The organism is Teichococcus deserti (genome assembly GCF_001982615.1).
Taxonomy (GTDB): Bacteria; Pseudomonadota; Alphaproteobacteria; order Acetobacterales; family Acetobacteraceae; genus Pseudoroseomonas; species Pseudoroseomonas deserti.
This window is the reverse complement of the sequence record NZ_MLCO01000322.1, coordinates 1-872: the sequence shown is the minus strand read 5'-3', so window position 1 is coordinate 872 and position 872 is coordinate 1. Positions and strand designations below refer to the sequence as shown.

Annotated in this window: 1 protein-coding gene; it reads left to right on the top strand. The window is 75.1% G+C overall.

The genetic code is table 11. The features are described 5' to 3' along the window. Positions 1-164 precede the first annotated feature (164 nt). Positions 165-872: S1 family peptidase (locus BKE38_RS25865; protein ID WP_165694288.1), on the top strand; the 708-nt coding region annotated here is incomplete at its 3' end.

Here is an 872-nt window from a genome sequence, read left to right as displayed (position 1 = left end):
GCCTGGCGCGCCAGGCGGATCAGCAATGGCAGGCCCTGGATGAACGCCTCCCCCGCGCTTGCCGCTTGGCCCAATGCCTGGCGGCATGCTAGAGATTATCCGTTTTTCGCAAAACGGTCGAGCAGCGGATGCATCATGCCCGGCGCGTCTGGATCGGAGGCCTGGTGCTGGCCAGCTTGCTGGCGGCGGGCGTCGCCGTGGCCGGCGCCGGCTTCCGCGCGCCGGTGCCGCGGCCGGCTGTGGAAGAAGCCCCGTCGACGGGGGCGCATCGCAGCGGCTCGGCCTTCCTGGTGGCGCCGGGGCTGCTGGTGACCAATGCCCATGTGGTGCTGCCCTGCCGCGCCCAGGGGCTGGCGGTCCACATCGCCGGCCATCCTGGCCCCTGGCGCATCCTGGCCGAGGAGCCGGCGGCGGATCTCGCCCTGCTGCGCGGCCCGGCTGCGCCGGAAGACATTCCGCTGGCGCTGTCCGCCGCCGCCCGCCTGCCGCGCGGCGCGGCGGTGCTGGCGCTGGGCTATCCGGCGGCGGCCGGGCTGCAGGCCAGCCAGGGCCCGCTGCGCCGCGCGACGCTCACCGTGCACGACCCCGAGGGTGGCCGCGCCGTCTCCTTCCGCGTCACCGACCGCCAGGGCCAGGAGGTCGAGGTCAGCTGGGAGGACGGGTTGCGCTATTTCGGCGAGGACCAGGCCGGGCGGCTGCGCTGGCGTCTGGAAATCGACGCGCCCAGCGCCGGCGGCAGCTCCGGCGGGCCGCTTCTGGATGCGGCGGGCAATGTGGTGGGGGTGGTCTATGCGGGGGCGCGCGGATCGAGCTCGGCGGTGCCGCTGGCCGATCTGCGCGACTTCCTGGCCGGGGCGGGGGTGGTTCCGCGC